Source organism: Nocardia nepalensis (assembly GCF_048910785.1).
GTDB classification, from domain to species: Bacteria; Actinomycetota; Actinomycetes; order Mycobacteriales; family Mycobacteriaceae; genus Nocardia; species Nocardia nepalensis.
In genome coordinates this window covers 1-23,386 of record NZ_JBKBET010000012.1, presented here as the reverse complement: position 1 = coordinate 23,386, position 23,386 = coordinate 1, and the positions used below count along the sequence as shown (strand labels likewise).

The window sequence follows — 23,386 nt, the reverse complement described above, 5'->3', positions numbered from 1 at the left end:
CCTCCTCTCAACCACCGCACCCCGATCACGCGGGCGCCGCGACCACCGCCGCCGCCGTGGCGGACGGATCCGTGGCGTGGATCTCGGGCGCCGCGTTCTTGTCGCCCGATTCGGCCATTTCGGTGCCCTTCGGACGCGCGAATCCGGAGAATTTTCCGAAACTACCTGCGCTGTCGGACATTTCGGTTTCGGTCGTGACCGGTACCAATGCTCCGTTGACGATGGCTTCCAGCGTTTCGCCCTCTCCGGGACCGAAGACGACCAGGAGCGCGGTCCGACCCTCCCAGATGCCGACGTCGCCGGTCTTCAGCTCCATAGGATTGACCCTGGCTCCGATGTCCTTCTTATCGGCCCACTTCGACGTCGTCTTCGCGTACGCGGCCTGCGCATCGGTGCCGCTGGCATTATCGAATGCGGCATCGAGGCCCTGGGCGACGTTCGCGGGCACCTTCCGGGTGCGTCCGTCGGGGAGCGTGTAGACGACGGTTCCATCGGCATCTGTCGCACGAGCGGGCGCGCCGACCGGCTGGGTCGAGGACGCCTGCTGCGGCGGTGCGGTATTCGCCGGAGCCGCCGGTGCGGCGGCGGCGGCGTTCGCGGGCTGGGCCGCCGCGGTTTGGGCGGCGACCCCCGGCATGACCCCGCCGGGGTACTGCTCGTAGCGGTTCGGGTCGATATCTTCGCGCCGGTTGTTCAGATCTTCGTCGGCCGCATTCCGCTGCATGGCCTGCGACATCATCAGCGGCAGCATCTGATCCGCCAAATTGCTGCCCATGTTGGCGCCCGCCGAACCCGTATCCACGTTCGGGACGCTCGGTGTATTCGACGATCCTGCTCCGGTGCCGGCATTCGTCAGCCTGTCGAGGGTACTCTGCAACCTGTCGTTGGCGCCGCTGGTGCCGGAATTGGAATCGGATCCGCCGAGTCCGTTGTCCTTATTACCGAGACCGGTGCCGTCGCCCGGATCGATGGGTGGCGGAGTGTAGTTGTTATTTTGGCCGGGGTCGTTGTTGTTGTATCTGTTCGGATCGATATCGCTCGGATCCGGTGAGGGCTGCTCCCCGTTCCCCTTCTTCGCGGCTTCGTAAAGATCCTTGTACTTCTTGAGCTCGGCGGTGAGAGTCTTTACCTGCTCGGCCAGGTCGTCGATCTCCTTGCCCTTCCCCTGCTGGTCCTCCGAAGCCTTGTTCATCGCTTTCTGGGCTTTCAACAATAACTCATCGGAGTATTTCAGGATGTGCTCGTCTTCGGTCATATCGTCCGGGGGAGGAGTCCCGGCCTGGTCACCGAAATCGCGGATCACGTCACCCTGCACACCCTGCCCCTCTTCGCGCAGCTTGTCGGAATCCGCGACCTTCTTGTTCTTCTGCACATCGAGCTTCTGCAAGTCATCGAAGGTCTTGCTGAGATGGTTCCTGACTTTCAAATAGTTGTCGAACAGCTTCGACGCCCCGGCGCCGCCCGGGGTGACGACCTGCGGTACCGCCCCCACCTCGGGTGGCGGTTTCGTGGCTCCCTTACCGTAAGCCTGCCATTTCATCCTCATAATCCCCTTGAGACCATCTTTGGTATCGAGATCCAAATAATTCTCGATTACCGGGGAAATGAACAGCCGCTCCTTCGGCCAATTGTCGGCCCACTGGTTCGGGATGATCAACGGTGGCATTTCACTCATGCGGGCGCCTAGGTAGCCATCGACTCTGGCGTCTTGGTCGACTTCGACGAATCTTGCGTAGTCGACTCAGACGAATCCACGTACCTCATAGTCGATGGATCAGATCCGCGATATTCCTGGCCCGCTGGGCGCGTGGGGAGGACCTTAGGAATTTTCTGCTTCTCGTGGTTGCTACTGCCCGTGAAGCCGCTCATGATCGCCGCGCCTATGCCGCCGGTGATCGCGGTAAACAAAGGGCGTACGGCAGGACCGGCAATCATCGAGCGCACAGCGTTACCGGCAAGCCCGACGCCGGCGAACCCGAGAGCACCGTCGAAAGCGGCGGCCTTGAACGCTTCGCCCCAGCTGCCGGTGTCGACCCCGGTCCAGATGCCGCCCACCAACGCGGCACCGATTGCACCACCGATCATCGTCCCGGCACCGGGGACAACCGAGCCGATGGCTGCGCCCACGAAACCGCCGACACCGACGGCTAGGTTCTTGCCGAGCTCGCTCCATGAGAAGCCCCATCCCATGAGATCACCTACCTGACGCTAGGGCGAGCGACGACCGGCCGACTCGACTGCCGCTCGGATCGACGCCGATGGTCGATCCGCACGGTGAGATTTGTTTCCGACCAGCCCATTGTCGATGATTCCCAGCAATGGGAACTGCGCTGCGAGCCGCACCGGTCAGGATTATCTACGGAAGACATACGTTGACGTGCGCGAATCGCCGTCGCCAGCAAGATGTCCCACGACCGGTGCGCGATGTAGGGAGGACACACCGGATGACCTGCCACCACCTGCGGTTCGAGCGCACCACGGCGCATATCGCCGGAGTGCGCCGCATGCCGGATGGTGCGTCGTGACGAGTCCGGTCGAGGTACAAGTCGATGACGGCGTCGGTGCTGGTGAGGCGCAAGGGGATTCGTCCGCCCCGGTGACGCCGTGGTCGGGTAAGGAGCCGCGGCGACGGGGTAACGGTTCGCGGGCGCCCGGTACACCGGGGCAGAACGGCTCCGGGCAGCCGAGTCCGCCAGGCCAGAACGGCTCCGGGCAGAATGGGTCTACACCAGGTGCGAATCCTGGTGGTGGGTCATCGAATTCGGGTACCGGCCAAGGCGGGACCGCGCCGGGTGCGCCTGGTGCGACACCTCCTGCGGCGGCGGTCCCACAGGGTCAGGTCCTGCCCGCGCCGAACGCCCCGACCGGGCGGTCGGCGCCTGCGCCGGCGGCGGCGCCGCCCGAGCATGGTTCGGGGTTGGATACCGATGCGTTGGCCTCGGCGATTCCGGCCGGGGCGATGGCGTTGGGAATGCTGCCGATGATGATCGCCTCGGCGTTGTCCGGACTCGGTGGCGGTGGTGGCAGCGGGAAGGGGTCGGGCTCGAGCACCGGCAACAATGACACCGGCACCTCGAGCGGGTTGTCACCCGAGGCCGAGGAAGCGCTCAAAACGCTGGACCTTTTGGCGGCGGTCTACGGTGACGGTGAGACCACCGACCCGCAAGTCAAAGAGCTGCGTAAAGAGTTGGGTGTCAACGGATCCGGATCCGGCGCCACCGCGGGATCGATCAAGGCCAGACAGTTGTGGCAGGCCAACGCCGCGACCGCGTTCAACAACCTCGACAACCAACTCGCCACCTACGTCATCGGTTTGGCCGGTAACCACAAAGTCGATAAGAAAGCCGTCGCCGCGCTCATCCGCGAGGTCAACGTCGCCCTCGCCGAACTCGGCCCCCAGGCCTACACCAAGGCCGGACAAGAAAAAGTCCACCAAATCCTCACCATCGCACTGCAAAAAGCCGCCAGCATCGTCAACGGCACCAACACCAACGCCAAAGACACCGCCAACGCCATCAACCGCCTCACCGGCCAATACCTCTACAACCTCAACGGACAGCAATACCCCGGCGGCACCGGAACAACCGGGGCGAGCACCGTCGGCGGCACGGTGGGTCAGTGGATCCAGCAGGCGCTGCAGATCCTGCAGGCGATGGGCTACGACATCAGCAAGATCGATCCCAGGGACATCAACATAATCATCAAGTACGAGTCGAACGGCAATCCGAAGGCCGTGAACAACTGGGACAGCAACGCCAAGCGCGGAACTCGCTCGAAGGGGTTGATGCAGACCATCGACCCGACCTTCGATCGGTGGGCCGCGCCGGGGCACAAAAACATCTACGACCCGGTCGACAACATCGTGGCGGGCGTGCGGTACGCCATCAATCGATACGGATCGGTGAGCAATGTGCCGGGTGTCAAGGCGGTACGAAACGGCCGCGACTACGTGGGTTACTGATGTCCTCGCCGACGCGCGAACCGCCGCGTCCGCCGGATCCGAGCGTCGAGGACGACCCGCTCGTCGATCAGCGAGCCACGAACACCGCTACGACCACCCGCCGCAAGCCCGCCGACCGCGCCCGCGGCAACGGCCAACGCGCACCGCGGGTTTCACCGAGTGGTACACCATCCGCAGCCGCCGCGGGCCAGCAGGCACCGCTGACCCGCGGCGCTCCGGTGGCGGGACCGGTAACCGAATCATCCACTTCCGCAAGCACATCGAATCCGGTCGCACGACCGGACGCGACGGCCTGGCAGGTAGCCGCGAGCACACCGGCGGCCGCAGCCGCCCTCGGCGCACTGGCATCGATCGCCGCCCAGTACGGCGAGGGCGATCCCACCGCTGATACCGGACAGCCGTATTCACCGCCCCGGATCGCGGGTGGGCGACCCACCGGACCGATGGTGATGGACGGGGAGATGGGCCCGCGCTACGCGATCGATCACGACAACAGGACCCGGCAGAGCGACGCTCATCAGGAACTGAACGCCGAACTGGGCCGACTTCTCGGCGGCGCGGCCGAGACCACCATCCAGGGTCGCGCGGCCATCGACGCGATCATCGCCGAGGTCAATACGGCATTGACCGCACTGGGCGCCGTCGCGGATTCGGCCGCCGGGCGTCAGTTGGTGATCGCAACGCTCACCAACGCATTGCAGCGCGCCGGAACCGTGCTCGGACAGGGACAGATGGCCGCCGCGCTCACCGCCGACCGGATCGCCGCCCTCGGCGCTCGATATCTGCAGAACTCGCGGCCCGCCCGGCCGACGGCGCCGCGGCGCAACAGCCACCCGGATGCCCGCGTCGGGCGCGGGGGTCCACCGCGCACTCGGCCGTCTGGTCAGCAGGGACAGTGGATCAACGAGGCTCTGCGCGTGCTTCGCGAAAATGGTTACGACACAAGGCATATCAGCGCCGCTGACATCGCGACCATCATCCAGCACGAGTCCGGCGGCAATCCGAACGCGATCAATCTCTGGGATAGCAACGCCGCCAAGGGAATTCCGTCGAAGGGTCTGATGCAGACGATCGACCCGACCTTCAACGCGTACTCCGTTCCGGGGCATCGCGATATCTGGAATCCGGTCGACAACATCGTCGCCGGTGTGCGATACGCCATCCACCGTTACGGTTCGGTCAGCAATGTTCCCGGCGTGGCGAACCTGCACGAAGGTGGGTCCTACGTCGGTTACTGAGCAGCCTAGGCGTATCGGGTCGCGTGGTAGCTCTTCGGCAGGGACGTCACCCGGATATTCAAACCGGTGCGCGGCGCTTCCACACATTGGCCGTTGCCGATGTACATCATGACGTGCTGCGGATCGCCATTGTTGAACCGACTGTCCGGGAAGATCAGATCGCCGGGACGAATATCGGCCGGATTGACCTTCGGCAGGTCTCGATACTGATCCGCGGCGACGCGCGGAATCTTCACACCCGCCTTGGCAGCCGCGTATTGCATGAGTCCCGAGCAGTCGTAGGCGTTGGGACCTGTCCCGCCCCACAGGTACGGCAGGCCGAGTTTGGTGAGCGCGGCGGCGACCGCGGCCTGTGCGGCCCCGCTCGCCCCGGTTGTTCCGGTGCCGCCGGGGTATTGCTGTCCGTTGAGGTTGTAGAGGTATTGGCCGGTGAGGCGGTTGATGGCGTTGGCGGTGTCTTTGGCGTTGGTGTTGGTGCCGTTGACGATGCTGGCGGCTTTTTGCAGTGCGATGGTGAGGATTTGGTGGACTTTTTCTTGTCCGGCCTTGGTGTAGGCCTGGGGGCCGAGTTCGGCGAGGGCGACGTTGACCTCGCGGATGAGCGCGGCGACGGCTTTCTTATCGACTTTGTGGTTACCGGCCAAACCGATGACGTAGGTGGCGAGTTGGTTGTCGAGGTTGTTGAACGCGGTCGCGGCGTTGGCCTGCCACAACTGTCTGGCCTTGATCGATCCCGCGGTGGCGCCGGATCCGGATCCGTTGACACCCAACTCTTTACGCAGCTCTTTGACTTGCGGGTCGGTGGTCTCACCGTCACCGTAGACCGCCGCCAAAAGGTCCAGCGTTTTGAGCGCTTCCTCGGCCTCGGGTGACAACCCGCTCGAGGTGCCGGTGTCATTGTTGCCGGTGCTCGAGCCCGACCCCTTCCCGCTGCCACCACCGCCACCGAGTCCGGACAACGCCGAGGCGATCATCATCGGCAGCATTCCCAACGCCATCGCCCCGGCCGGAATCGCCGAGGCCAACGCATCGGTATCCAACCCCGAACCATGCTCGGGCGGCGCCGCCGCCGGCGCAGGCGCCGACCGCCCGGTCGGGGCGTTCGGCGCGGGCAGGACCTGACCCTGTGGGACCGCCGCCGCAGGAGGTGTCGCACCAGGCGCACCCGGCGCGGTCCCGCCTTGGCCGGTACCCGAATTCGATGACCCACCACCAGGATTCGCACCTGGTGTAGACCCATTCTGCCCGGAGCCGTTCTGGCCTGGCGGACTCGGCTGCCCGGAGCCGTTCTGCCCCGGTGTACCGGGCGCCCGCGAACCGTTACCCCGTCGCCGCGGCTCCTTACCCGACCACGGCGTCACCGGGGCGGACGAATCCCCTTGCGCCTCACCAGCACCGACGCCGTCATCGACTTGTACCTCGACCGGACTCGTCACGACGCACCATCCGGCATGCGGCGCACTCCGGCGATATGCGCCGTGGTGCGCTCGAACCGCAGGTGGTGGCAGGTCATCCGGTGTGTCCTCCCTACATCGCGCACCGGTCGTGGGACATCTTGCTGGCGACGGCGATTCGCGCACGTCAACGTATGTCTTCCGTAGATAATCCTGACCGGTGCGGCTCGCAGCGCAGTTCCCATTGCTGGGAATCATCGACAATGGGCTGGTCGGAAACAAATCTCACCGTGCGGATCGACCATCGGCGTCGATCCGAGCGGCAGTCGAGTCGGCCGGTCGTCGCTCGCCCTAGCGTCAGGTAGGTGATCTCATGGGATGGGGCTTCTCATGGAGCGAGCTCGGCAAGAACCTAGCCGTCGGTGTCGGCGGTTTCGTGGGCGCAGCCATCGGCTCGGTTGTCCCCGGTGCCGGGACGATGATCGGTGGTGCAATCGGTGCCGCGTTGGTGGGCGGCATCTGGACCGGGGTCGACACCGGCAGCTGGGGCGAAGCGTTCAAGGCCGCCGCTTTCGACGGTGCTCTCGGGTTCGCCGGCGTCGGGCTTGCCGGTAACGCTGTGCGCTCGATGATTGCCGGTCCTGCCGTACGCCCTTTGTTTACCGCGATCACCGGCGGCATAGGCGCGGCGATCATGAGCGGCTTCACGGGCAGTAGCAACCACGAGAAGCAGAAAATTCCTAAGGTCCTCCCCACGCGCCCAGCGGGCCAGGAATATCGCGGATCTGATCCATCGACTATGAGGTACGTGGATTCGTCTGAGTCGACTACGCAAGATTCGTCGAAGTCGACCAAGACGCCAGAGTCGATGGCTACCTAGGCGCCCGCATGAGTGAAATGCCACCGTTGATCATCCCGAACCAGTGGGCCGACAATTGGCCGAAGGAGCGGCTGTTCATTTCCCCGGTAATCGAGAATTATTTGGATCTCGATACCAAAGATGGTCTCAAGGGGATTATGAGGATGAAATGGCAGGCTTACGGTAAGGGAGCCACGAAACCGCCACCCGAGGTGGGGGCGGTACCGCAGGTCGTCACCCCGGGCGGCGCCGGGGCGTCGAAGCTGTTCGACAACTATTTGAAAGTCAGGAACCATCTCAGCAAGACCTTCGATGACTTGCAGAAGCTCGATGTGCAGAAGAACAAGAAGGTCGCGGATTCCGACAAGCTGCGCGAAGAGGGGCAGGGTGTGCAGGGTGACGTGATCCGCGATTTCGGTGACCAGGCCGGGACTCCTCCCCCGGACGATATGACCGAAGACGAGCACATCCTGAAATACTCCGATGAGTTATTGTTGAAAGCCCAGAAAGCGATGAACAAGGCTTCGGAGGACCAGCAGGGGAAGGGCAAGGAGATCGACGACCTGGCCGAGCAGGTAAAGACTCTCACCGCCGAGCTCAAGAAGTACAAGGATCTTTACGAAGCCGCGAAGAAGGGGAACGGGGAGCAGCCCTCACCGGATCCGAGCGATATCGATCCGAACAGATACAACAACAACGACCCCGGCCAAAATAACAACTACACTCCGCCACCCATCGATCCGGGCGACGGCACCGGTCTCGGTAATAAGGACAACGGACTCGGCGGATCCGATTCCAATTCCGGCACCAGCGGCGCCAACGACAGGTTGCAGAGTACCCTCGACAGGCTGACGAATGCCGGCACCGGAGCAGGATCGTCGAATACACCGAGCGTCCCGAACGTGGATACGGGTTCGGCGGGCGCCAACATGGGCAGCAATTTGGCGGATCAGATGCTGCCGCTGATGATGTCGCAGGCCATGCAGCGGAATGCGGCCGACGAAGATCTGAACAACCGGCGCGAAGATATCGACCCGAACCGCTACGAGCAGTACCCCGGCGGGGTCATGCCGGGGGTCGCCGCCCAAACCGCGGCGGCCCAGCCCGCGAACGCCGCCGCCGCCGCACCGGCGGCTCCGGCGAATACCGCACCGCCGCAGCAGGCGTCCTCGACCCAGCCGGTCGGCGCGCCCGCTCGTGCGACAGATGCCGATGGAACCGTCGTCTACACGCTCCCCGACGGACGCACCCGGAAGGTGCCCGCGAACGTCGCCCAGGGCCTCGATGCCGCATTCGATAATGCCAGCGGCACCGATGCGCAGGCCGCGTACGCGAAGACGACGTCGAAGTGGGCCGATAAGAAGGACATCGGAGCCAGGGTCAATCCTATGGAGCTGAAGACCGGCGACGTCGGCATCTGGGAGGGTCGGACCGCGCTCCTGGTCGTCTTCGGTCCCGGAGAGGGCGAAACGCTGGAAGCCATCGTCAACGGAGCATTGGTACCGGTCACGACCGAAACCGAAATGTCCGACAGCGCAGGTAGTTTCGGAAAATTCTCCGGATTCGCGCGTCCGAAGGGCACCGAAATGGCCGAATCGGGCGACAAGAACGCGGCGCCCGAGATCCACGCCACGGATCCGTCCGCCACGGCGGCGGCGGTGGTCGCGGCGCCCGCGTGATCGGGGTGCGGTGGTTGAGAGGAGGCAGTCGTGGTGCTGAATGTCGATTTGGGTGAGCTCGTCCGTGCGGCAGGGGCGCTCGCCGAGTTGGCGCGCGGCACCGGGGCGGCGCTGCCGAAGGGCTGGGTGGTGCCCGCGGGCACCGATCCGATCTCCGCGCAGCGGGTACCCCAGCTCAACGCGGACGCGGCGAATCTGATCAATGGAACGCTCGGCCTGCTGAATGAGATACAGCGGACCGCGCACCACATCGGCTCCGCGGCAGTCGATTACAGCAAGGCCGATGACGAAGGCGCGCGCGCGATCAACGGTTCGGGTGCGGAGCTGGCCAACAATCCGGTGCCTGATATGCAACTGTTCGGCCCGCGACAGCTGCCGAATTTCTCGTTGCCCACGCCGGGTGGTTCGGTCGATCCGTTGGACTTCGCGTATCAGCTGCGCACCGGGCCGGGGCCGGGCCCGGCCGCCGGATTCGCGAATTCGGTCCGCAAATTTCTCGCCGATTCCCATATCCAGGCTGCCGCCGGTCTCGATCAGGCCGGGATGACGATGCAGAGCTGGACACCGGTCGGCAGCGCGGCGGCCGACAAACTCGGCCAGCATCGCGGCTGGCTCGATCAGCTCGGCACCGGCTTCGGGAACTTGGCCGACGGCATCGACACCTACCACAACGCATTCCAAGAGGTGAAGGCCAAACATCCCACGCCGGAGGAGATCATCGCCGCGCGCAAGGAGCTCATCCAGGCGATGCGGTCCAAGAACGAACTCGCGATAACCAAGGCGCTGGCCAAGTTTCAGGAACAGAACGCGCGCTCACTCGAGGCGATCACCGGCTACACCGCCGCCGTCAACTCGAAGACCGGTTCGGGCTCCGGCTCCGGCGACGATTCCGGCTCGGGTTCGGATTCCGGCTCCGGTTCCGGCTCCGGCAACAGCGGCGACTCCAGCGCGATGATGCAGATGCTGCCCGCGTTGATGAGCGCGTTGGCCTCGGGCGCCACCGGTCTGTCCTCGGCGAAATCCGACTCCGGAGACGACCTGGAGATCGACCCGGGGATGCTCGAAGACCTCGGTGGCGATTACGGCTATCCGGGTGGGGCCGGCGGCTTCGGTGGCGGTGGCGGAGGTGGTGCCGGTGTACCGATCAGCGCAGTCGGGTCCGCCGCGAGCCCGACGGTTCGGGTGGGATCGATGCCGGTGGTCGCGACGTCGGGCACGGCGGCCAGCCCACTGCCGAGGACATCGGTGATCGAACCGCTGCAGACCTCGTCGGCCGGTGCGCGCGCCGGGACCGCGGCCGGTGGCTCGCCATACATGCCGTATATGCCGATGTCGCCGGGAGCGGGCGGTGGCGCGGGTGGCGGCAGTGACCGCAGCCGTGTGGTGGCCTGGCATCCCGATCGCCTGATGTACGTCGACGACACACCCCACACCGAGGCCGTGATCGGTGAGCGGCCGACGATCGCCCCGACCGTCACATCGCCGACGCCGTCCCAACACCAGGCACCGACCAATTCCGGAGGCACCGCATGAGTGATATCCACCCCGACGTGCAGGCGGCCCTCGACGCCGCCCGCAACCTCAGGCACCGGATCGCCGATCTGCGCGAGCGGATCGACGGCATCCGCGCACGGCGGCCCTCGCCGAGCGGCGCGGTCGTGCCCGAGGTCGACGCGATGGGCAAGCTGACCGGCCTCTACCTTGCCCCGGGGACCGTCGACCGGTTCGAGAGCCCGGATCTGGTCACCGAGATCATGGCCGCCATTCGGGAGAGCACCGCGGACGCGGCACGTCAGTACGAGAACATCATGGACACCGACTCCTGGCCGGATTCGGCGGATTCGGATTCGGCGGATTCGGCCGGGGCCGAATCGGAGCAGAAGGTATGACCGAGACCGGCGAGGTCACCATCGCGGCCACCATTCGGTGGCTGCACGATGAGGGCCTGGTGCGCTTGGCCGGAGTCGGTGGACGCGTCCCCAATCCCATTGCCGCCTACACCATCGACGTCGCCACCGGCAGCGTCGGCGCGCATCCGGCGACCGGGGTCGGCGTCGGATCGGATGTGATCACGCTGGCCGCCGATGATCTGCCGTATCCGTCCGGTACGCCCAAACGTTTGGTGATCGTCGGTGTCACCACTTCGGATTCGGTGCTCGTCGTCGATCTCGCGATCACCCACGCCATCGCGATCAACGCCGACCGTCCCGAAACCGCGGCGCGGGCCTGGGCGACACAGCTGTTGCTCAATCCGGAGGTCACCATCAGCACCAACAGCGGCGATCTCGCGATCGCGACAAGTCCGCGCTGTCGGCATCAGTTCATTCCGGGCGGCGGCGCGACGGTGCTGAATGTCGATGACCAGCGTCCGCCGGTCACCACCGTCACCCTCAACCCGACCGTGGAAGGACCCGATCATCTCGATATCGCGCCGGACGGCACCGGTGAGATGTATCTGGGCGCCCGGTTCTGGCAGTTGCGCCAGGTATTGAGCATCGACGATGCCGTGTGGACCGTACTTTCCGCGCGGCTGGAGGAATCGGATGACTAGGACAGATATGCACTCGACCGACGTGGACGACTTCGATGCCGAGGACCGCGAGGCGGGCCCGGACTGGCGCAAGATGCTCTACGAGGTGTTCAACCCGGACCACTCCGTGGGTGTGGCCTGCGATCGTTCCGGTGAGGTCGTCGGCCTGCACATCACCGATGACGCCCGCGATAACGGCGATACCTGGCTGGCGGCCGAGATCGTTCGCCTGGCCCGCCTGGCGCATCTGAAGTCGCGAGTTGGACTGCGTGCCGAGATGGAGCACAACGGCACTCGTCCGTACACCATCGATTCGTTCGATCTGCCCACCGAAGCGTCCTATCGGGTCATGGAAGAAACCGAATTCGGTCGGAATTCCTGACGCCACACCCCGCACATCTTCGGAACAGGAATTTCGATATGAGCAATCTGGATATGGATGCGCCGAACGACGTGATCGCGGCGGTCGGCCACTACGCCGGTACGGCTGGTGCGTTCGTCGCCAGCGTCGGGGGGACGGTCGGCGAACTGGTGCTGCCGCGGTCTCCCGAGTCGCCGCTCGATCAGGGACACGCCCAAAAGCTGGACTGGCTCAAGACCACCGTCCTGCACGCACTGGCCGCCAGCGGTCGTAAGGCCGAGTCGACCCTGGTCGATGCCAAGGAGATCGTCGACGCGATCAGCGGCGGCGATATCGCCGGTGCGCTGCAGATCGACCGATCCGCAGAATCGATCTGACCGCCGGATGCACCCGGAGCGCGAAAGTCCCTACTGGGAAGACATTGTCGGTAAGAACTGGCCGGTGATCTCACCAGGCGACTGGAACGCACTGGAGACGACGGCACGCGACGGGGCTGACGCCCTCGACCTCGACAGCCTCGACCGAGCGCGGCGCGGCTTCGAGGACACCGTGCGGGCGAGTGTCGGTCTGCAGTCCATCAAGGACCAGATGCGGGCCCAGCAATGGCATCCACGGGCTTTCGCCGACGCGCTGAACGCCGCGGCCGACACCTTCCGGGAATTCGCCGATGTGGTCCGCCGGACCAGGGACCATATTCTCAACATCGTCGAGCGGGCCACTCGCCAGATCGAGGCCGTGTCCAAGGCCGGCAACGACGACGGTCAGGACGGCGCTGACCAGGAGGATGCCGAGGAGCGCCAGGTGCGGATTCAGCGGCGAATCGACCACTTCGTCGCCGAGGCGAAGGCTGAGGTCGAGGATGTCGTGCGCAGCGCGCTGCAGAACATAAGCCCGACCGGTCTGCCCTGGCTGCAACGGATCGCCGATGAGCTGGGGCAGCCGGGTCCGTGGGAGGCCGGACCTTCCGGTGATCAAGGCGCGCCGGGCCGCAGGCACCGACCCGATGGCCATCATCCGGGCGCGCAGCACCATCCGGGCGAGCACTATCCGGGCGAGCACCGTCCCGACGCGCGGCATCCGGGAGTTCATCGTCCCGATGCGCCGCTGCCGGGTCTGCCCCCACCACTGGATCCGGATCCGCATCTGGGCCCCATGTTGCCGGAGCCGACCGGTCCGGCTCCGGTCGGAACCGAACCGGAGCATGTGCGCGATCCTCGGCCGACGCCGGGGCCGACCGTCGTGGCACCGACCGCCACAGTGCACGGACCGGCTCCTGCTTCGTCCACCGACGGCGTTGCCCCCGTGAACTATTCGCCCACCGCCACGTCGGGTGCGGGGCACGAGGCGTCGACGGCGGGGGGTTCGCCCCGCATGTCCACCGGCCACGCGTCGACCGATCCGGCCGATGGCGGTGCGACGAGCGACGCGAGTGCGCATGTGTCGAGCGCACGCGGGGCGGGTGGTTCGTCCGACACCGCGTCGCCATCGGCGCAAACCATTGCGGCCGACGCGGTCTCGGACGGTCAGTCACCGTTCGCGCCCCCGATGTTCATGGGTGGTGCTGCCGCGGCCCCGGCACCGACCGCCGCGGCGGCGGGTCCGATCTCGTCGGCATCCGCGCCCACCGGCTCGGCGGTGTCCGCACCCTCGTCGCAGACTCGCCAGCCCGTCTCGATGTCCGATGGGCGCGGTGCCGTGCCGGATTCGCGGACTCCGGTCACAGATTCGAGGTCGGCGGCGGCCGGTCCGCCGAAAGTCGTTGCGGCATCGGGCAATTCGGGTGGCACCTCGCCCACACCGCCCAAACTGCCAGTGCCGCAGCGAAATACCGAATCCGAAACGGCCCGGCCGAATACCGGTCGTGGCGATACCGGTGGCAGCGATGAGCTGATCCGCGATGCGGTCGGGGCGGCGATGTTATCGGCGGCCGCACCGGCTTTCGTGCTCGGCGAACGCGTCGATGGCGACCTGGTACTGGCACGCACCATTCTCGGCGGAGTGTTGGCGGCCGTCGGTCCGTCGACGGTGGCGTTGTCGTGGGCGGTATCGATTCTGCGCCACACCGGCGGGGTGAGCGCCTTCGTGACATCGAATGAGGGGCGCGGCTGGATTCCCGCCGGGCTCTTCCTGCCGCGCGAGATATCGACACCGTGGCAGTGGTCCGAATCCGAGGGCGCCGCATGGGAAGGCATCGCGGACCCGGCGCGGGTGTTGGTCGAATTCGGCTTGGCGTGGGGTCGCAAATCCGGTGCCCGGCTGTCGGCGCTGGCCTCCTCGCAACCGATCGACCCCGAGTTGGGTAGACAGTTGGGGGATGTGCCGATGGCGGGTGAGGTGGCGGCCTCGACCGCGATGGATCTCGGATCGCCGGGCGCGGGTCTGGTGGATCGGTTGGGTCTGGTGGCCGCGCCGCAGATGCTGGAGCGCGTCTCCGGGGTGCCCGTTGCGCAGATCTTCGGCCGCTGCAGCGAGCTGGCGTCGGATGCGCATGTGCGACTCGGGAAGTCGCAGGTGGGTGCGGCGGCATCGCTGGGCGCGCCGCAGCTGCGCGAGCGGATTCTGGTCGCGATCCGGCGTGGTACGGCGGTGGTGCAGCAGTGGTGGGACGAGCTGCGCGACGTCGATGATCTGCTCGCGGCGTCCATGCTGACGCTGCGTGCCGATGTTTCGCGAGTGGCGCTGGGGGAGTTGCGATCCGAACACTCCGACGGTCGCTCCGACGCGGCCACACTGCGATCGATGGTCTTCGAACGGCGCTGCAATGAACTGGTGTTGTTGCTCGCCGAGGAGTCGAGCCGCCAGCGCCTGCGCGATGCGATGTACGCGCACGGTCAACTGGTGGACCATCCGCTCTTCGCGCAAACCCCTCCCCCCGCGGGGGAACGGCGACGCTCTGCCATCTCCGCAGGACCGACGCAGTAGGAAGGAGATCCGCATGGACCGGTGGGAAGAAGATGGTCTGCGCTCGGCCAACCATGGACTGCGCAATCAGGTGGACCATATCCTCGACACCTTCGAACAGCATCAGACCCAGCTGAACGCCGTCCGTCGGCAGTTGGAAACCTTACGCGTGCAAGCGGGTTCACCGGACCAGCTGGTGCAGGTGACGGTGGACGCACGCGGTGTGCTCGCCGAGGTAACGCTGACCGCGGCCGCGCTGCGCCGCACCCCTGAGGACCTCGGGCGATCCATCACCGAAACCGCACAGGCGGCGGCACTGTCGGCGCAACAGCAGAGCGAGGCGCTACTCGCCCCGATCACCGCCGAATTCGATGGCGCGGCAGCGCTATCCGATATCGTCGAGGAAGCGAGCAGTCTGCGCGATATCCGGACGCGCATCGACGCGAGCAATCCGACGGCCGATCGAACCGGTGCCCAGCTCGTGGATACCGAGGCCGAAACCTAGACCGCGCGCAGCATATTCGCCGCGGCCGCAGCCTCGTACGGATCCGGCCGCCACCGGTAGCCGTAGCCACGAATATTCGTGATCAATCCGGGCCGGTCCGATTCGGTGCGCAACGCGGCCATGCGCACTTGCGAATTCCGCGACCCGCCATGCCGCCAGATCCGCTCGAGCAGTCCCCAATGATGGGAAGGATCGACAATGGGGAGGTCGGTGGAGGGAAAGGACTGAGAACGGCATGCCCCAGATGGAGATAGACCCTCAGGTGCTGCGGCAGTTGGCCCTCCAACACGACCAGGTCGCCATCGACACTCGCGCATGGTCGAAGCAGCCGGTCGACTGGCTGGCGGCGTTCCCGTCGACGTATGGCTCGATCGCGGCTCCGGTTCACGAGGCGCTGGTGCGGTATTACGCGGCCCGCGAGCGTGCCGGTAATGCCCTCGCCGCCGAACACGAATACACCGCGAGGTCGCTGCGCGAGTCGGCGGACGCCTACGAGGCCGCAGACCACGAGATGGCCTCGCACCTTCTCCGGGACGGGCAGGACATCAGTCACCTGCAGTCGCCGCCGCCCGGTGGTGGTCCTTCCGGCCCTCCGTCGGGTCCGAGCGGCCCTGGTCCGTTCACACCCCAGCCCGGTGGACCCGGTGGTGGTCCCGGCGGGCCCGGCGGTGGACCCACCTCCGAAACTCCGTCGATCCAAGTGGGTCCCAACGGCACGGCGCCCGATACCGCCGCCGCGGCCGCGCACGGCGGTCCGGCCGGTTCGGTGCTGCCGCCCGGTTCGACCGATGCGACGAGTTCGGCGGTCGGCAGCGGCGCCACCTCGTCTTCGACGACAGCGCCCGTCGGCAGCGGCGTAGTGCCGCCGCCCGGATCGGTGACCCCCGGTCCGTTCGGGCCCGGCCCCGGTGCCGGACCGGTGTACAGCGGGTCGTCGGACGGTCAGTCCGCGCCGCCGCCTGCTGGCCCGACGGCCGATGGGATGCCGATGCCGGTGCCGATGCAGACGCCGTTCGCGGCGGCGGTCGCCGCGAACAAGGAGAAGGAGGCCGAACCCGCCTACGTGGTCGGCGATGCGGTGAACGACGATCTGGTGCTCGCCCGGACCCTGCTGAGCAGTGTCCTGGCGGCCGCCGAATCGGCGATGGGCACCGCATGGGCGGTGGCGGTGATGCGCGGCCCAGCGGGCACGGGTGTGTTCATCACCTCGAACGAGGGCCGTGGGTGGTTGCCCGCCGGGGTCTTCCTGCCGAGGGAGGTGTCCACGCCGTGGCTATGGGATGAGCTGCTCGGCAGTGACGGCGCCGGATCGCCATGGGAAGGCGTCTCCGATCCGGCACGCGTGCTGGTGGAATTCGGGCTGTCCTGGGGACCCAAGGCCAATGCGCGGCTGTCGGCGCTGGTGTCCTCCGGACCGATCGATCCGGGCCTGCGGTCGCAGCTCAGCGATGTCGCGATGGAGGGGCTCGTCGGTCCCGCCTACGACGTCGATCTGCGCGAGTTCAATCCCGGCTCGGCCGACCGGCTCGGCCTGACCGGCTCCGTCACGGCGCTGGAACAGGTTGCGCAGGTGGCGGATTCGCAAGTGCGGGCGCGCTGCGTGGAACTGGCGGTGGATGCCGACGCGCGGGTGGGGCGGTCGGTGCAGACGCCGGTCTCCGCTACCTCGCGTCCGGTGCGGCAACAGATCCTGCGGTTGGTCGAAGCCGGACAGCCGGTCCCGCGCCAACTGTGGGACCAACTGCGCGACGCCGATGATCTGCTCGCCGCCGAAATGCTGTCCCGTCGGGTCGATGTCGGCCGGGTCGGATTGGGTGAACTGCGCCTCGACAGCGAGGTATCGGATCTGCGCGCCATGGTGTTCGAGCGCCGGTGCAACGAATTGGTCTTGCTGCTGGCGGATGAGCCGACCCGGCAGACCCTGCGCGACGCCGTCTACGCGCATGAGCAGATCGTGGAACATCCACAGTTCGTGGAGGTTCCGGCCGCCGTCTCCGCCGCGGAAGTCGACCGGCCCGCTCGCCCGGCGGTCGTCCCTGGCGCGGTCTCGGCTCCGGCCGTCACCGCCGGTCCGCCCAGTGGTGCGGTAGTCGCGCCGCCGGTTGACCTCGCACCGCGCATCACCCCGGAGTAACCGTGACGGATCGGTGAAGAAGGTACAGATTGCGCGGCCAGGCCGTCAGCGCACTCCTGGAGGTTGGAAAGGCGGAGAGGAAAGGATCGTCTGACAAATGCCGGACCGTTTGGACATGAACGCCGACGTGTTGCGTCGGTTGGCCGCCGAACAAGAGGAGGCCGCGGACCGGACCCGGCGTTGGGCCAAACGGCCCGAGGACTGGCTGAGCGGATTTCTGCACAACTACGGTTCGATTGCCGCCCCGGTGCACCGGGCGATGGAGCGCTATTACGACGCCAGGGAGCGCGCGGGCAACACGATGGCCGGGGAACACGAACGCGCGGCACGGAATTTGCGTGCGGCCGCCGCCTCGTACGAAGAGGGGGACCAACGTGGCGCCCGGCAAACCAGCCAGGTGCAATTCGGTCCAGATGTCTCCTCGCCGCCACCGGGCGGCCCTGGTCCGGCGGGGCCTGGTCCCGCGTGGCCCAGCCCGGTAGATCCGGGTCCGGCCGGACCTGCCCCCGATGGGCCCGGCCCGGCAGGTCCGGGGCCGGCGGGGCCCGGCCCGGCAGGGCCCGGACCAGTGGACTCTGGTCCGGCCGCACCGCCGCCGGATGTCCCCACTGAAGACACCCCGCCGGCTGCGGGCGTTCCGTTCATCCCCGCGGTTCCCGGCGTTCCGGCGGTCCCCGTCGTTCCGGCGCCACCGGCGTCGAATGGAAGTGTTGCGCCGCCACCCCCGGCCGCTGCGGCGGGACCTGCCGCTGCCGCCCCGCCTCGGCCGGCTGTGGTTGCGCCGGCAGTAACGGCGGCGCCGTCTCTGAGTAGTCCGCCCAGCCCTGGTGTCGGCCCGTCCGCACCGGTCAGCGCGCCGGCGACGACCACACCGCCCAGCTACAGCGGATCCTCAACCGCCGCCGCGCCGCCGATTCCACACGCAGCCCCCGAACACGCTGCCGACTCCTCACGCGTGGTGAGCGAACCGGTGAACGACGACCTGGGGATCGCGCGCACTCTCCTTGCCGCCGTGCTGGCCGCGACGGAATCGACCGTGGTCGGTGTGTCGTGGGCGGTGGCGGTACTGCGCGGCCCGTCCGGCGCGGGCGTGTTCATCACCACCAACGAGGGCCGTGGGTGGCTCCCGGCGGGACTGTTCCTGCCGAGTCAGGTGTCCACCCCATGGTTGTGGGACGAGATGCTCGACAACGGAACCGGACAGGTGTCCGCCGTCTGGGAGGGGATCGCCGATCCGGCCCGGGTGTTGGTGGAGTTCGGCCGGGTGTGGGGGCCGAGGGCCGGCGCCGCGATCACCGCGTTGGTTTCATCCGGTCCGATCGATCCGCGTCTGCGTGCCCAACTCGGCGACGTCGCGACCGAGGGCCTGATCGCCCCCGTGGGCGATATCGATCTGCGGATGCCCGATGCGGGCACTGTCGATCGGCTGGAGCTGACCGGATCCGGCGCTGACCTCGATCCCGTTGTAGCCCTGCCCGATGCGCAGTTGCGCGACCGCTGTGTGGAGTTGGCCGCTGACGCGCACATGCGCCTGGCCCGCACTGGGCCCGCTCCGGTCGAGGCGGCCGAGATGGCGCGGTTGCGGGACCGGATTCTGGCGATTGTGCAGGCCGGGCAGGAGGTGCCACCGCTGTGGTGGCACGAACTGCGTGACGCCGACGAGTTGCTCGCGGCGAGCCTGCTGACCCGCCGGGTCGACGTCGCCCACGTTGGTGTCGGCGACCTGCGCGTTGCTGACGGTGCCGATGCCCTGCGTGCTCTCGTCTTCCAACGCCGGTGCACCGAATTGGTGCTCCTGCTGGAGGGCGACACCGGCTGGCAGCAGGTGCGCGACGCGGTGTACGCACATGAGCAGGTGGTGGAGCATCCGGTGTTCGCGGCTGCACGCACGGTGGTGAGCGCGCCGGAAAGCGGTCGATATGAACGGCCCGTCGACCTGCGCCGGATCAGCGCGGAACCGAATGAACGTGTCGTATCGTCCGATATCAATCGGCAGGGGTGAGAGGTGCCATGAGCGGCGGGTATTGGCAGTACATCAATGGCAAGTGGGAACACGCCTGGCCAGATAAAAAAGGCTACTACTACATGGAGCAGCCCGATAAAATGGGGCTGTTCTATTACGACGGTAAAGAAAAAAAGCCTATACAATACTATGATCGAAAAGTCGTCGACGCGGATGGAAATCTGCATGACATCAGCAAAGACGATCCAAGGATCAGCACAGATGCCCACGTCACCAAAGAATCTTCCGGAAAGATATCTGATCAAAAGATCACTGGTTTCGATCCGCCGACGCCGAAGCCTGTCGACGAGAACAAGCTTCCTGCTGTCAAGGACCGCCCTGCCGACCACTTGCTGGCCGGGGAGAAGCTGGCTGCACCGGGATCCAAGGATGTCACCGACGGCAATGCGCGCAGTTCGATCACCAACGGTGATTACACGCTGACGCTCGACAAGGACAACAAGCTCATTCTCACCAATAAGACGAATGGCAATGAGCTGTGGGGGTATGCCGGATCCGACGCCGCAGACCTGTTGAAGAACGCGATTTACGACGTCCAGCTCGAGAAAGACGGCAGTGTCAAACTCATCGACCCCAAGACCAAAGAGGTGGTCAAGGTCCTGCGCGAGGCGGGCGACACCCCACATGCGGAGCTGATACTGCTGTACCACCCGCCCGAGGAGACGCTGAAATTGCGCAAAGCGATCGACGAAGGGCAGAAGGCACTGCAGCTGCAGGTGGACTGCTTTGCAAAGGGGCGGGCCGAATTGGCCAAGGATGTCGGGGACTGGCTGCACAATCACGGATTGGCCGACAAGGAGAACACCTCCTCCCTGACCCTGTCCTACAACGAGTCGTATCTCGATTACGACACTCGCACCAAAGTCCACTTCAAAGACCTGGACGAGAAGATTCGGTCGATCGCCAAGGATACCGAGCAGGTCAACAGCGCTGCATTCAAAAAAATAATGACCGATTACGAAGAACTCGATAGACAGCTGCGCGCGGTCGATCCCAAGACGCAAGTCGAGACCGTCCTCATCGACAGGCCGGAAGGCGTTTCGCCGTATACCTGGGCGCATGTACCGTCCGACGACAAGCATCAAACCCGCATTATTCCAGGCGTCGAGACCAGGCTGATCGACACGATCGACAAGACCGTTCAGGCGGTCGACAAAATCGTCGACGACGCGAAACAGAAAATGTCGGAAAACGAAGATGAGGCAGGCAAGGAATCGCCCGAATACAAGAAAGGTAAGGAGGCCGGGTACAAGGCTGGGTACGAGGCCGGGGTGGCCGCCGGACAGAAAAATAACAACAATAATAATAGTAATAACGACAACAACAATAATAACAACAACAGCAATGCCGAAAACAATGCGATTCCCACCGACTGGAGCGGCAGTTTCAAAGACCTGCTGACCGGCGGCGAGAAGGGCGGTGCCAACGATACGGCGGGCACCGCGCAGACCACCACAACAGGCGGATCGGCCAATCCGAATGCCGCGGCCCTGTCCATGATCAGTGCGGCGAAAGATAAAATCTTGGCAACGGCGAAACCGTCTGCCAACAGGACCAGCGGCGGATCCAGCGGCGGTGGATCCAACAGCGGTGCCGCCAACGCGAATCAGGGCAATTCGTTCGCGAGCATGATGCAGCAGATGCAGATGATGAATCTGCTGCAGAGCCTGACCAAGGACAAGAGCAAGGACCACAGTCGGGACTCCGAACACGGTTCCCGCAACCGTGACCGGTACCGGACGGGTGACGAGCGCGCGGCGCAGACCGTGCAGGCGGCGCAGGCCGCGGCCGCCAACCCGCTGTCGATGACGCAGACCGGCGTGGTCTCCGCCACGGCGACGACCCCGCCAGCCATTGTCGGGGGTGGTGCCATGGTCGATATGAGGCTGCCCGACGGTTCCAATCAGAAGGTGACCTCCTCAGTTGCCCAAGCGGTGAACCAGGAATTCAACAATCCGAACGGCAGCAACGGAAAGGCCGCATATCCGGGTAGCCAGTGGACAACGGTCGGCAGCTCGGAGCTGCACACCGGCGACGTCGTGGAGTTCACGAATAATCGGTCCGCGCTGGTGGTCATGCAAGGCCAGGAACCGCACATCATCGTCAACGGAGAGCTCGTCAAGCTCGACACCCACCAGCCGCCGAGTGGTTACGGCGCCTTCGCCGGTTTTCTCCATCCCAGCGGCGCCGACGTGAATGGCACTGGTATCCAGCAGGCGAGCACTCCCGCCGCGCCCGGGGCGGTGACGGCACCGCCGACCGCACCCGCGGCACCGCCCACCGTGGCGGCACCCGCCGCGACCTGATCGCTGCTCGCCGAGCGTAGTGATATGGCCGTCGAATGTGGCGTGGGCGACCACCATTTGACGACGCTCGGCGAAATTCTCCATTCGGCAGAAGGTATTTGGACGCGGCACTAGTAGGCATCGGCCACAGCTGATTCGCCGGGCATTAGGTGCCGGGTAGCGCCACGCGCCGCCGAACCAGGACGCTGCCATTGGCGACGAACACCGAACATGCGGATCCGGCGCCGCTGAAGGTGCGCATTGCGGATCTGGCGGAATAACAGACGCGGATGTATGAACGCACCCGCCGAGACGTGCATCGGCCCGGCCGTCCGGATAACCGGTGGCCGGGCCGATTCGACGACTATGCCTCTACAACAGCCGTATCGGACTCGTCCGTCTCTTCGGTATCGGCGACCTCTTCCGCATTCGCCGCGTTCGGAGTCGTTCCGGGTGGCCGAGTGGTCGAGCGCCGGACATTCGCGCGGGCCGGAACCACAGGTGCGTTCGATGCGGGCGCAGCCGATGCGGGCGCGTTCGGATCCGCCGGTGCGGGGGCCCCGGGGGCCGCGGGCTGTCCCGGGGCTGGTGTCGGGGCGGGACCGCCCGGCACGGGGGCGGCACCGGGCGGTGCGTCCTGCGGTGGTTGTCCGTTCTGGGGCTGCTGCCCGCCCTCGGCGGGTTTGTCTTTGTCCTTGTCCTTATCGTCGTGCTGCTGCAACAACTCTTGGGCAATCGGCGCGGCCGCCATCGCCATCATCGGCAGAATCGATGCGAGCCCCTGCACCATCGAGGCCAATCCGCCAGCGCCGGAGTCGCCCCCGCCGCCACCACCGGAGCCGCCCTTACCGGAACCGGAGTCGCCGGAATCACCGGCGAGATCCGCATTCTTGTCGGCGACGGTGGTGACCTTCTCGTAGACATCCTCCACCGCGGCGGCAATGGCTTTCATGAGTGCCACTTCCTGTGCGGGCTTCAACTTTCCGGACCCGACGGCGGCGAGTTTGATATTCAGGTCCTTGACCGTGGTCTTGATGTCGCGCAGTGTTCGATCGTTCTCGGCCGAGATCACGATCGCGGTCTTCATCACCTTTTTGTCCATGGTCAGCAGCGCGGTCTGCGTGGTCTCGACCTTGGACAGCGCCGCCTCGTACTGCTCGGCGGTCATGCTCTGGCCGAGGCTTTCGTAGATGACCGGCTTCAACAGGTCGTCCACATTGGGCGGCGGCTTGGTCGTGCCACGGCCCATAAGGTCTACCGCGGTTTGTATTTCGGCTTCGGCCATCGAGATGAAAGCCTTCAGACCGGTCGACGCGCCCGGTGGGCGGGTCAGCCGCACGGTCCAGTAGTGACCGGTCTTGGCCTCGGGGTCGGGGCTCGGTTTGGTCTTGCCGGGCGGTGTCGGGTGCGTAGGGGTGCCTGGCGGAGCTGGGTGCGCCGGCTCTGTGGGGTGCGCTGGGTCTGTGGGGTGCGCTGGGTCTGTGGGGTGCGCTGGGTCTGTGGGGTGCGCTGGGTC

Annotated in this window: 18 protein-coding genes and 1 pseudogene; 14 read left to right on the top strand and 5 right to left on the bottom strand. The window is 66.0% G+C overall.

What is annotated here, in order from left to right:
* Positions 1-25: 25 nt before the first annotated feature.
* The gene (locus tag ACHQ4I_RS09145; RefSeq protein ID WP_420771256.1) at positions 26-1,675 is read right to left on the bottom strand and encodes a DUF4200 domain-containing protein; all 1,650 of its coding nucleotides are present in this window, start codon (positions 1,673-1,675) and stop codon (positions 26-28) included.
* 8 nt (positions 1,676-1,683) lie between these two features.
* The gene (locus ACHQ4I_RS09140; protein ID WP_420771257.1) at positions 1,684-2,190 is read right to left on the bottom strand and encodes a hypothetical protein; all 507 of its coding nucleotides are present in this window, start codon (positions 2,188-2,190) and stop codon (positions 1,684-1,686) included.
* 727 nt (positions 2,191-2,917) lie between these two features.
* On the opposite strand from ACHQ4I_RS09140, the gene ACHQ4I_RS09135 reads away from it, so the two are divergent.
* Together ACHQ4I_RS09135 and ACHQ4I_RS09130 are read left to right on the top strand one after the other, a co-directional pair.
* Entirely contained in the window at positions 2,918-3,961 is a 1,044-nt protein-coding gene (locus tag ACHQ4I_RS09135) for a DUF4226 domain-containing protein (RefSeq protein WP_420771260.1), read from the top strand.
* Entirely contained in the window at positions 3,961-5,199 is a 1,239-nt protein-coding gene (locus ACHQ4I_RS09130) for a transglycosylase SLT domain-containing protein (RefSeq protein ID WP_420771259.1), read from the top strand. The genes ACHQ4I_RS09135 and ACHQ4I_RS09130 overlap by 1 nt, the downstream gene beginning before the upstream one ends.
* 5 nt (positions 5,200-5,204) lie before the next feature.
* Here the strand turns inward: ACHQ4I_RS09130 and ACHQ4I_RS09125 are convergent, their stop codons facing one another.
* Positions 5,205-6,239: a C40 family peptidase gene (locus tag ACHQ4I_RS09125; protein WP_420771258.1), complete on the bottom strand. Its 1,035-nt coding sequence runs from the start codon at positions 6,237-6,239 to the stop codon at positions 5,205-5,207.
* A 727-nt stretch (positions 6,240-6,966) separates the two neighbouring features.
* Between ACHQ4I_RS09125 and ACHQ4I_RS09120 the strand changes: the two genes are divergently transcribed.
* Genes ACHQ4I_RS09120 through ACHQ4I_RS09080 form a run of 9 tightly spaced genes read left to right on the top strand, consistent with a single transcriptional unit; the run spans position 6,967 to position 15,428 of the window.
* A complete protein-coding gene (locus tag ACHQ4I_RS09120) occupies positions 6,967-7,473 on the top strand; it encodes a hypothetical protein (RefSeq protein WP_420771257.1) in 507 nt (168 codons plus the stop codon).
* A gap of 8 nt (positions 7,474-7,481) precedes the next feature.
* A complete protein-coding gene (locus ACHQ4I_RS09115; protein WP_420771256.1) occupies positions 7,482-9,131 on the top strand; it encodes a DUF4200 domain-containing protein in 1,650 nt (549 codons plus the stop codon).
* A 30-nt stretch (positions 9,132-9,161) separates the two neighbouring features.
* Complete coding sequence (locus ACHQ4I_RS09110; protein WP_420771255.1) at positions 9,162-10,664, top strand: PPE domain-containing protein; 1,503 nt, start codon at positions 9,162-9,164, stop codon at positions 10,662-10,664.
* A complete protein-coding gene (locus ACHQ4I_RS09105; RefSeq protein WP_420771254.1) occupies positions 10,661-11,020 on the top strand; it encodes a hypothetical protein in 360 nt (119 codons plus the stop codon). The genes ACHQ4I_RS09110 and ACHQ4I_RS09105 overlap by 4 nt, the downstream gene beginning before the upstream one ends.
* Complete coding sequence (locus ACHQ4I_RS09100) at positions 11,017-11,682, top strand: hypothetical protein (protein ID WP_420771253.1); 666 nt, start codon at positions 11,017-11,019, stop codon at positions 11,680-11,682. The genes ACHQ4I_RS09105 and ACHQ4I_RS09100 overlap by 4 nt, the downstream gene beginning before the upstream one ends.
* Positions 11,675-12,043 carry a hypothetical protein gene (locus ACHQ4I_RS09095; RefSeq protein ID WP_420771252.1) on the top strand — a complete coding sequence of 123 codons (369 nt, stop codon included), beginning with the start codon at positions 11,675-11,677 and terminating at the stop codon, positions 12,041-12,043. The genes ACHQ4I_RS09100 and ACHQ4I_RS09095 overlap by 8 nt, the downstream gene beginning before the upstream one ends.
* Positions 12,044-12,081: 38 nt before the next feature.
* Entirely contained in the window at positions 12,082-12,399 is a 318-nt protein-coding gene (locus tag ACHQ4I_RS09090; protein ID WP_420771251.1) for a hypothetical protein, read from the top strand.
* A gap of 7 nt (positions 12,400-12,406) precedes the next feature.
* A complete protein-coding gene (locus ACHQ4I_RS09085; RefSeq protein WP_420771250.1) occupies positions 12,407-14,944 on the top strand; it encodes a hypothetical protein in 2,538 nt (845 codons plus the stop codon).
* 13 nt (positions 14,945-14,957) lie between these two features.
* On the top strand, positions 14,958-15,428 hold the full coding sequence (locus ACHQ4I_RS09080) for a YbaB/EbfC family nucleoid-associated protein (RefSeq protein ID WP_420771249.1): 471 nt from the start codon (positions 14,958-14,960) through the stop codon (positions 15,426-15,428).
* Here ACHQ4I_RS09080 and ACHQ4I_RS09075 read toward each other — a convergent pair.
* Complete coding sequence (locus ACHQ4I_RS09075) at positions 15,425-15,556, bottom strand: hypothetical protein (protein WP_420771248.1); 132 nt, start codon at positions 15,554-15,556, stop codon at positions 15,425-15,427. The two genes, ACHQ4I_RS09080 and ACHQ4I_RS09075, sit on opposite strands and share 4 nt — an antisense overlap.
* A gap of 107 nt (positions 15,557-15,663) precedes the next feature.
* Here ACHQ4I_RS09075 and ACHQ4I_RS09070 point away from each other — a divergent pair, with 107 nt between their 5' ends.
* From ACHQ4I_RS09070 to ACHQ4I_RS09060, 3 genes are all read left to right on the top strand, one after another.
* On the top strand, positions 15,664-17,562 hold the full coding sequence (locus tag ACHQ4I_RS09070; RefSeq protein ID WP_420771247.1) for a type VII secretion target: 1,899 nt from the start codon (positions 15,664-15,666) through the stop codon (positions 17,560-17,562).
* Between the two features lie 97 nt (positions 17,563-17,659).
* On the top strand, positions 17,660-19,564 hold the full coding sequence (locus ACHQ4I_RS09065; RefSeq protein ID WP_420771246.1) for a type VII secretion target: 1,905 nt from the start codon (positions 17,660-17,662) through the stop codon (positions 19,562-19,564).
* 8 nt (positions 19,565-19,572) lie between these two features.
* Positions 19,573-21,891, top strand: a complete 2,319-nt coding sequence (locus tag ACHQ4I_RS09060) for a hypothetical protein (RefSeq protein WP_420771245.1) — start codon at positions 19,573-19,575, stop codon at positions 21,889-21,891.
* Positions 21,892-22,234: 343 nt separating this feature from the next.
* On the opposite strand, the pseudogene ACHQ4I_RS09055 reads toward ACHQ4I_RS09060, so the two are convergent.
* A pseudogene (locus tag ACHQ4I_RS09055) lies at positions 22,235-23,386 on the bottom strand (hypothetical protein); the annotation flags it as partial.

Coding starts and splice junctions, on each gene's coding strand:
- ACHQ4I_RS09145 (WP_420771256.1), bottom strand. CDS start 1,675: ATGAGTGAAATGCCACCGTTGATCATCCCGAACCAGTGGGCCGACAAT.
- ACHQ4I_RS09140 (WP_420771257.1), bottom strand. CDS start 2,190: ATGGGATGGGGCTTCTCATGGAGCGAGCTCGGCAAGAACCTAGCCGTC.
- ACHQ4I_RS09130 (WP_420771259.1), top strand. CDS start 3,961: ATGTCCTCGCCGACGCGCGAACCGCCGCGTCCGCCGGATCCGAGCGTC.
- ACHQ4I_RS09120 (WP_420771257.1), top strand. CDS start 6,967: ATGGGATGGGGCTTCTCATGGAGCGAGCTCGGCAAGAACCTAGCCGTC.
- ACHQ4I_RS09115 (WP_420771256.1), top strand. CDS start 7,482: ATGAGTGAAATGCCACCGTTGATCATCCCGAACCAGTGGGCCGACAAT.
- ACHQ4I_RS09105 (WP_420771254.1), top strand. CDS start 10,661: ATGAGTGATATCCACCCCGACGTGCAGGCGGCCCTCGACGCCGCCCGC.
- ACHQ4I_RS09100 (WP_420771253.1), top strand. CDS start 11,017: ATGACCGAGACCGGCGAGGTCACCATCGCGGCCACCATTCGGTGGCTG.
- ACHQ4I_RS09095 (WP_420771252.1), top strand. CDS start 11,675: ATGACTAGGACAGATATGCACTCGACCGACGTGGACGACTTCGATGCC.
- ACHQ4I_RS09090 (WP_420771251.1), top strand. CDS start 12,082: ATGAGCAATCTGGATATGGATGCGCCGAACGACGTGATCGCGGCGGTC.
- ACHQ4I_RS09085 (WP_420771250.1), top strand. CDS start 12,407: ATGCACCCGGAGCGCGAAAGTCCCTACTGGGAAGACATTGTCGGTAAG.
- ACHQ4I_RS09080 (WP_420771249.1), top strand. CDS start 14,958: ATGGACCGGTGGGAAGAAGATGGTCTGCGCTCGGCCAACCATGGACTG.
- ACHQ4I_RS09070 (WP_420771247.1), top strand. CDS start 15,664: ATGCCCCAGATGGAGATAGACCCTCAGGTGCTGCGGCAGTTGGCCCTC.
- ACHQ4I_RS09065 (WP_420771246.1), top strand. CDS start 17,660: ATGCCGGACCGTTTGGACATGAACGCCGACGTGTTGCGTCGGTTGGCC.
- ACHQ4I_RS09060 (WP_420771245.1), top strand. CDS start 19,573: ATGAGCGGCGGGTATTGGCAGTACATCAATGGCAAGTGGGAACACGCC.